A 6,249-nucleotide genomic window follows, 5' to 3' on the forward strand; every position below is an offset into this window, starting at 1 on the left:
GCCTGGCGTCGTACTTTCGGACGCTATCGCTGGCAAGCAGCTCCTGCAATCTGCCGTTCAATAAAAAGCCCCGCTTCTCGTAAGAGAGCGGGGCTTTTTTGTACCTGTTACCTGAGGGTTATTCACCCATCTGCGATTGCAGGTAGTTTTCCAGGCTGACTTTGTCGATCAGGCCCAGTTGGGTTTCCAGCCAGTCGATATGTTCTTCCTGGTCTTCCAGGATATCTTCCAGCAGTTCACGGCTACCGTAGTCGCCGGTCAGTTCGCAGTGAGCAATGGCGGCCTTGAGGTCGCTGTGGCTCTTGCGCTCAAAACCAAGGTCGCTGCTGATCATTTCCTGGGTGTGTTCGCCGATGTTCAGCTTGCCCAGGTCCTGCACGTTCGGCAGGCCTTCCAGGAACAGGATGCGTTTGATCAGCGCGTCAGCGTCCTTCATGGCCTTGATCGATTCTTTGTATTCACGCTTGCCCAGCTTTTCCAGGCCCCAATCGTCGTACATACGCGCATGCAGAAAATACTGATTGATCGCGACCAGTTCATTGGCAAGGATTTTGTTGAGTTGCTGGATGACTGAGATGTCGCCTTTCATGACTGGGGTCCTGCCCTGTAATAGCTGTATATAGAGCGGAGTTTGAGCGGCGCAATCCCTAGTGTCAAACCTAAGTTATTGAATAATAAATGAAAATTAATCGGAATAAGAATGTTTGTGTTCCGCGTCTTGGCGCTAACTAATTGAATTCCGGGCATAAAAAAACCGAACACTAAGTCCGGTTCTTTAAAACACGCCAAATCAGGCGTGTGTAAATTCTGCTGAATAGGGGAGCGCGGCCTGGGCTGTCTGCAGCTGCGTCAGGGTTTCCCGTACCACTTGCTTGGCGAGGCAAGCACATTTGCCACACTGGCTGGCCACACCGGTGGTTTCACGTACTTCCTTGTAGCTGCAGCAACCTTCGTAGATTGCTTCGCGGATTTTTCCGTCGGTGACGCCAGTACAGAGGCACACATACATAAGGGAGAACCATCGCGGGTTAAGGCTTAAGTGCGATGGATCTTAATGTTAACGAGAATGATTGTCAAAGTAGATTCGTCGGTTATTTGCTGGCATCGCGCCCGCACTGACGAACGGTTTTTTCAGTGTATGATGGCCGGTCTTCACGAAGCGTGACTGCGTCACAGGGCTGTCGCTTATAAACGGCAGACTCAGGGCCGGTCCTTTTACTTCAATCGTCACCCTTACATCAGGAGATACCCAATGAGCGTACTCGTCGGCAAACAAGCCCCGGATTTCGACGTTCCAGCCGTTCTCGGCAATGGCGAAATCGTTGACAGCTTCAAACTGTCTGAAGCCATCAAAGGCAAATATGGCCTGGTATTCTTCTACCCGCTGGACTTCACCTTCGTCTGCCCTTCGGAGCTGATTGCTCTGGACCACCGCATGGACGACTTCAAGGCGCGCAACGTTGAAGTGGTAGCCGTTTCCATCGACTCCCATTTCACCCACAACGCCTGGCGCAACACCGCCATCAACGATGGCGGCATCGGCAAAGTCAAATACACCATGGCTGCCGACATGAAGCACGACATCGCCAAGGCCTACGACGTTGAGTCCGAAGGCGGCGTAGCGTTCCGTGGCGCATTCCTGATCGATGACAAGGGCGTTGTTCGTTCCCAGATCATCAACGACCTGCCACTGGGCCGTAACATGGAAGAGCTGATCCGCCTGGTCGACGCACTGCAATTCCACGAAGAGCATGGCGAAGTCTGCCCTGCCAACTGGAAAAAAGGCGACAAAGGCATGAATGCTTCGCCAGAAGGCGTTGCGGCTTACCTGACCGAGAACGCTGGCAAGCTGTAAGCCAGTTTCCCGCGTATAAAAAAACCGGCCTGAGAAGGCCGGTTTTTTTATACGCGGGAAACGGCTGTAGTGAGATTTCAGTCGTTGAAGTCTTCCCAGCCGCCCATCTGCTTCCAGCGGTTGACGATGCCGCAGAACAGTTCGGCGGTTTTCTCGGTGTCGTAGCGGGCCGAATGGGCCTCACGCCCGTCAAAGTCGATACCGGCTGCCTGGCAGGCTTTTGCCAACACCGTCTGGCCATAAGCCAGGCCGGCGAGGGTCGCGGTGTCAAAGCTGGAGAACGGGTGGAACGGGTTGCGCTTCATGTCCAACCGCGTCACGGCGGCGTTCAGGAAGCCCAGGTCGAAGCTACTGTTATGGCCGACCAGAATCGCGCGCTTGCAGCCATTGGCCTTCAACGCCTTGCGCACGCCGCGGAAGATATCGGTCAGCGCCGCTTCTTCACTCACCGCCATGCGCAGTGGGTGATCGAGCTTGATCCCGGTGAACTCCAGGGCGGCCGCTTCGATGTTGGCACCTTCGAACGGCTCGACACGGAAGAAGTGGGTGTGTTCCGCGAACACAAAACCCTGTTCATCCATGCCGATGGTGGTCGCGGCGATTTCCAGCAGCGCGTCGGTGGCGCAATTGAAACCACCGGTTTCTACGTCGATGACTACTGGCAGATAACCGCGAAACCGCTCGGCCATCGGGTGACGGGAACCGCCACCACTGTGCTCATGTTCGTCGTCGTAATGGTCTTCACTCACTTGCTTTCCTCCAGCAGGCGCCAGCGCAGTGTTTCACCGGCGCGCAGCGGGATAACAGTCAGCTCGCCAAACGGCAGGCTGGCAGGGACGGTCCAGTCTTCACGAACCAGGGTAATGCGGTCGGTATTTACCGGCAGGCCGTAGAAGCGCGGGCCGTTGAGGCTGGCGAACGCTTCGAGCTTGTCCAGCGCGTTGCGCTGTTCGAACGCCTCGGCGTACAGCTCGATGGCAGCGTATGCGGTGTAGCAACCGGCACAGCCGCACGCCGCTTCTTTGGCGTGCTGGGCGTGTGGGGCGGAATCGGTGCCGAGGAAGAACTTCGGGTTGCCGCTGGTCGCAGCATCCAGCAAGGCCACCTGGTGGGTGTTGCGCTTGAGGATCGGCAGGCAATAGAAGTGCGGCCGAATCCCGCCCACCAACATGTGGTTGCGGTTGTACAGCAGGTGATGCGCAGTGATGGTCGCGCCGACGTTGCCCGAGGCCTCGGTGACGAACTGCACAGCATCGGCGGTGGTGATGTGCTCGAACACGACCTTCAGGGTCGGGAACAGCTCGACCACACGGCGCATGTGTTCGTCGATGAAGATCTTCTCGCGGTCGAACACGTCCACGTCGCCACGGGTGACTTCACCGTGGATCAACAGCGGCATGCCGACTTCGGCCATGGCTTCGATGGCTGGCAGGATCTTGTCGATACTGGTCACGCCGGAGTCGGAGTTGGTGGTCGCGCCCGCCGGGTACAGCTTGGCGGCGTGCACGAAACCGCTGGCCTTGGCCTCGAGAATTTCTTCGGGCTGGGTGCGGTCGGTGAGATAAAGCACCATCAACGGTTCGAAGCGGCTGCCGGCCGGCCGTGCAGCGAGGATTCGCTGTCGATAGGCATCGGCTTGCTCGGCGTTACGCACCGGAGGTACCAGGTTAGGCATGATGATGGCGCGGCCAAAGGTACGCGCTACATCGGCCACGGTGTGGGGTAACGCAGCACCATCGCGAAGATGAATATGCCAGTCGTCGGGACGCAGCAGGGTCAGGCGGTCGGACATTGGGGATTCCAGGCGGGTCAATCTGGTGGGAATGCTACCGGAAAAGACTCTTGCAGGCACTCGCTATCAAGTTTTGCAGGAGGCAACCGATAGCCTTTCGTATGCCTTATCGATGTATGACGCTTTGAAGTGTTGTAGAAACCAGTGGAGCCTCCCGTGCGCCAGCATTATCTAGCCCTGCTCAGTGTGTTCGCCAGCCTGCCTGCGATGGCCCTCACGTTCCAGACACGTCTGGAGAATATTGAGTGGAAGGTAGAAGGGGACCAGTTCGAGTGCCGCCTGACCCAGCCGATCACCGACTTCGGTTCGGGTGAGTTCGTGCGCCGGGCTGGCGAGCAGGCGACGTTTCGTCTCAAAGCCTATAACGGCTCGCTGGGTGGGGGCTCGGCCACGTTGCTGGCCGCCGCCGCCCCTTGGCAGCCGGGGCGAGGTGATATCAACCTCGGCGCCGTGCGTGCCGGCAGTGGCGACGTGTTGTTCAACAGCTCCCAGGCCCAGGCTGGGCGCTTGTTCAATGGCTTGCTGGAAGGGCGTAGCCCGACCGTTCGCCATTACGGACGTGAAGGCGGCTACTCGGAAATCCGCCTGTTGCCGGTCAAATTCAACAAGGCTTACAACGACTACCAGGTGTGTACTACCAAGCTGTTGCCGATGAATTACGATCAGGTCAAACAGACCGAAGTCGGATTCCCAGGTGGCGGCATTGAGCTGGACGCGGCGGCCAAGAAGAAACTCGACGTGATTCTCGCGTTCCTGAAAGCCGACCCCACCGTCAACCACATAGAGCTCAATGGCCATTCGGACAACAGTGGCAACCGCCTGACCAACCGTGATGTCTCGCGCCGCCGCGCCTTGGCGGTGATGGACTACTTCAAGGCCAATGGCATCCAGGAATCCCAGGTCACCCTGCGCTTTCATGGCGAAAGCTACCCGCTGGCGCCCAATACCAATGCGGCTAACCGGGCGCGCAACCGTCGGGTCAATATCCAGCTGGAGCGCGTGGCAGCCCCCGAGAAACCGGCGCCCCAGGCAGCCGGCCCGAGCAACCCTGCGCACACGTCATGAAGTGGCGGCATAAGGTGCGACCATCGGTCGCTCGCTCGACATAATCTGTCGCTTTATCTTCATTTGCTGTCGCGCCCCTGTAAATTCACGGTTTTGATCGGTAGAATCGATGCCTTTCCGTACAACCCCGTGGAGTGATGGCATGGCCGACGTAAACAAGGTCGTTCTCGCGTATTCCGGCGGCCTGGACACTTCGGTGATCCTCAAGTGGCTGCAGGATACTTATAACTGTGAAGTGGTGACCTTCACCGCTGACCTGGGTCAGGGCGAAGAGGTCGAACCTGCACGTGCCAAGGCGCAAGCCATGGGCGTGAAAGAGATCTACATTGATGACCTGCGCGAAGAATTCGTCCGCGATTTCGTTTTCCCGATGTTTCGCGCCAACACTGTCTACGAAGGCGAGTACCTGCTGGGTACTTCCATCGCACGTCCGCTGATCGCCAAGCGCCTGATCGAAATCGCCAACGAAACCGGCGCCGACGCCATTTCCCATGGTGCTACCGGCAAGGGCAACGACCAGGTGCGTTTCGAACTGGGCGCCTATGCGCTCAAGCCTGGCGTGAAAGTGATTGCTCCTTGGCGTGAATGGGACCTGCTGTCCCGTGAAAAGCTGATGGATTACGCTGAAAAGCACGCGATCCCGATCGAGCGTCATGGCAAGAAGAAGTCCCCGTACTCGATGGACGCCAACTTGCTGCACATCTCCTATGAAGGCGGCGTGCTGGAAGACACTTGGACCGAACACGAAGAAGACATGTGGAAATGGACCGTCTCCCCAGAGAACGCTCCTGACAAAGCCCAATACCTGGAACTGACCTACCGCAACGGCGACATCGTCGCGCTGGACGGCGTCGAAATGACCCCGGCCACCGTACTGGCGACCCTGAACCGTATCGGTGGCGAACACGGCATCGGCCGTCTCGACATCGTCGAGAACCGCTACGTGGGCATGAAGTCCCGTGGCTGCTACGAAACCCCGGGTGGCACCATCATGCTGCGTGCCCACCGCGCCATCGAGTCCATCACCCTGGACCGCGAAGTGGCTCACCTCAAAGACGAGTTGATGCCCAAGTACGCCAGCCTGATCTACACCGGCTACTGGTGGAGCCCTGAGCGTCTGCTGCTGCAACAAATGATCGACGCTTCCCAGGCCCATGTGAACGGCGTTGTGCGCCTGAAGCTGTACAAGGGCAATGTGATTGTGACCGGTCGCAAGTCCGATGACTCGCTGTTCGACGCCAACATCGCCACTTTCGAAGAAGACGGCGGCGCCTACAACCAAGCGGACGCAGCAGGCTTTATCAAGTTGAATGCATTGCGCATGCGCATTGCGGCCAACAAAGGTCGCTCGTTGTTCTAAGTTTGCGTGCGCTGTGAAGAATGGCCCCTTGTACAAGGGGCCATTTTTTTGGTTCTTCACGGATTGCCGGGAAAGACACTCTTGATCTTCATGAAGAAGAACTCGCTGTCCCGGTAACCGTACGCCATTCGTTTGATGACCTTTATTCGATTGTTTATTCCTTCCAACTGACCAGTG

Annotated in this window: 8 protein-coding genes; 3 read left to right on the forward strand and 5 right to left on the reverse strand. The window is 57.5% G+C overall.

Annotated features, from left to right (window positions below):
• Nucleotides 1–118 precede the first annotated feature (118 nt).
• Both bfr and AACY44_RS05795 read right to left on the reverse strand, forming a co-directional pair.
• Nucleotides 119–589, reverse strand: a complete 471-nt coding sequence (gene bfr / locus AACY44_RS05790; RefSeq protein WP_065872518.1) for a bacterioferritin — start codon at nucleotides 587–589, stop codon at nucleotides 119–121.
• Nucleotides 590–790: 201 nt separating this feature from the next.
• Nucleotides 791–1,009, reverse strand: coding sequence for a bacterioferritin-associated ferredoxin (locus AACY44_RS05795; protein ID WP_339418292.1), 219 nt, complete (start codon nucleotides 1,007–1,009; stop codon nucleotides 791–793).
• Nucleotides 1,010–1,252: 243 nt separating this feature from the next.
• Here AACY44_RS05795 and AACY44_RS05800 point away from each other — a divergent pair, with 243 nt between their 5' ends.
• Nucleotides 1,253–1,855, forward strand: coding sequence for a peroxiredoxin (locus AACY44_RS05800; RefSeq protein ID WP_003172097.1), 603 nt, complete (start codon nucleotides 1,253–1,255; stop codon nucleotides 1,853–1,855).
• A 77-nt stretch (nucleotides 1,856–1,932) separates the two neighbouring features.
• Here AACY44_RS05800 and rnt read toward each other — a convergent pair whose 3' ends face one another.
• Both rnt and pyrC read right to left on the reverse strand, forming a co-directional pair.
• Nucleotides 1,933–2,604 carry a ribonuclease T gene (gene rnt, locus AACY44_RS05805; protein WP_339418291.1) on the reverse strand — a complete coding sequence of 224 codons (672 nt, stop codon included), beginning with the start codon at nucleotides 2,602–2,604 and terminating at the stop codon, nucleotides 1,933–1,935.
• Complete coding sequence (pyrC, locus tag AACY44_RS05810) at nucleotides 2,601–3,647, reverse strand: dihydroorotase (RefSeq protein ID WP_339435865.1); 1,047 nt, start codon at nucleotides 3,645–3,647, stop codon at nucleotides 2,601–2,603. Before pyrC ends, rnt begins: the two co-directional genes overlap by 4 nt.
• 156 nt (nucleotides 3,648–3,803) lie before the next feature.
• On the opposite strand from pyrC, the gene AACY44_RS05815 reads away from it, so the two are divergent.
• Together AACY44_RS05815 and AACY44_RS05820 are read left to right on the forward strand one after the other, a co-directional pair.
• Nucleotides 3,804–4,712 (forward strand): flagellar protein MotY, encoded by a 909-nt coding sequence (locus tag AACY44_RS05815; protein WP_339418289.1) that lies wholly within the window; start codon nucleotides 3,804–3,806, stop codon nucleotides 4,710–4,712.
• A gap of 142 nt (nucleotides 4,713–4,854) precedes the next feature.
• Nucleotides 4,855–6,072 carry an argininosuccinate synthase gene (locus AACY44_RS05820; RefSeq protein WP_339418288.1) on the forward strand — a complete coding sequence of 406 codons (1,218 nt, stop codon included), beginning with the start codon at nucleotides 4,855–4,857 and terminating at the stop codon, nucleotides 6,070–6,072.
• Nucleotides 6,073–6,128: 56 nt separating this feature from the next.
• Here AACY44_RS05820 and AACY44_RS05825 read toward each other — a convergent pair.
• The coding region (locus AACY44_RS05825; RefSeq protein WP_141228961.1) for a transposase at nucleotides 6,129–6,249 on the reverse strand (121 nt) is incomplete at its 5' end.

The organism is Pseudomonas sp. RA_15y_Pfl1_P11 (genome assembly GCF_963970975.1).
In the GTDB taxonomy this organism is placed as follows: domain Bacteria; phylum Pseudomonadota; class Gammaproteobacteria; order Pseudomonadales; family Pseudomonadaceae; genus Aquipseudomonas; species Aquipseudomonas tritici.

Coding starts and splice junctions, on each gene's coding strand:
- bfr (WP_065872518.1), bottom strand. CDS start 589: ATGAAAGGCGACATCTCAGTCATCCAGCAACTCAACAAAATCCTTGCC.
- AACY44_RS05795 (WP_339418292.1), bottom strand. CDS start 1,009: ATGTATGTGTGCCTCTGTACTGGCGTCACCGACGGAAAAATCCGCGAA.
- AACY44_RS05800 (WP_003172097.1), top strand. CDS start 1,253: ATGAGCGTACTCGTCGGCAAACAAGCCCCGGATTTCGACGTTCCAGCC.
- pyrC (WP_339435865.1), bottom strand. CDS start 3,647: ATGTCCGACCGCCTGACCCTGCTGCGTCCCGACGACTGGCATATTCAT.
- AACY44_RS05820 (WP_339418288.1), top strand. CDS start 4,855: ATGGCCGACGTAAACAAGGTCGTTCTCGCGTATTCCGGCGGCCTGGAC.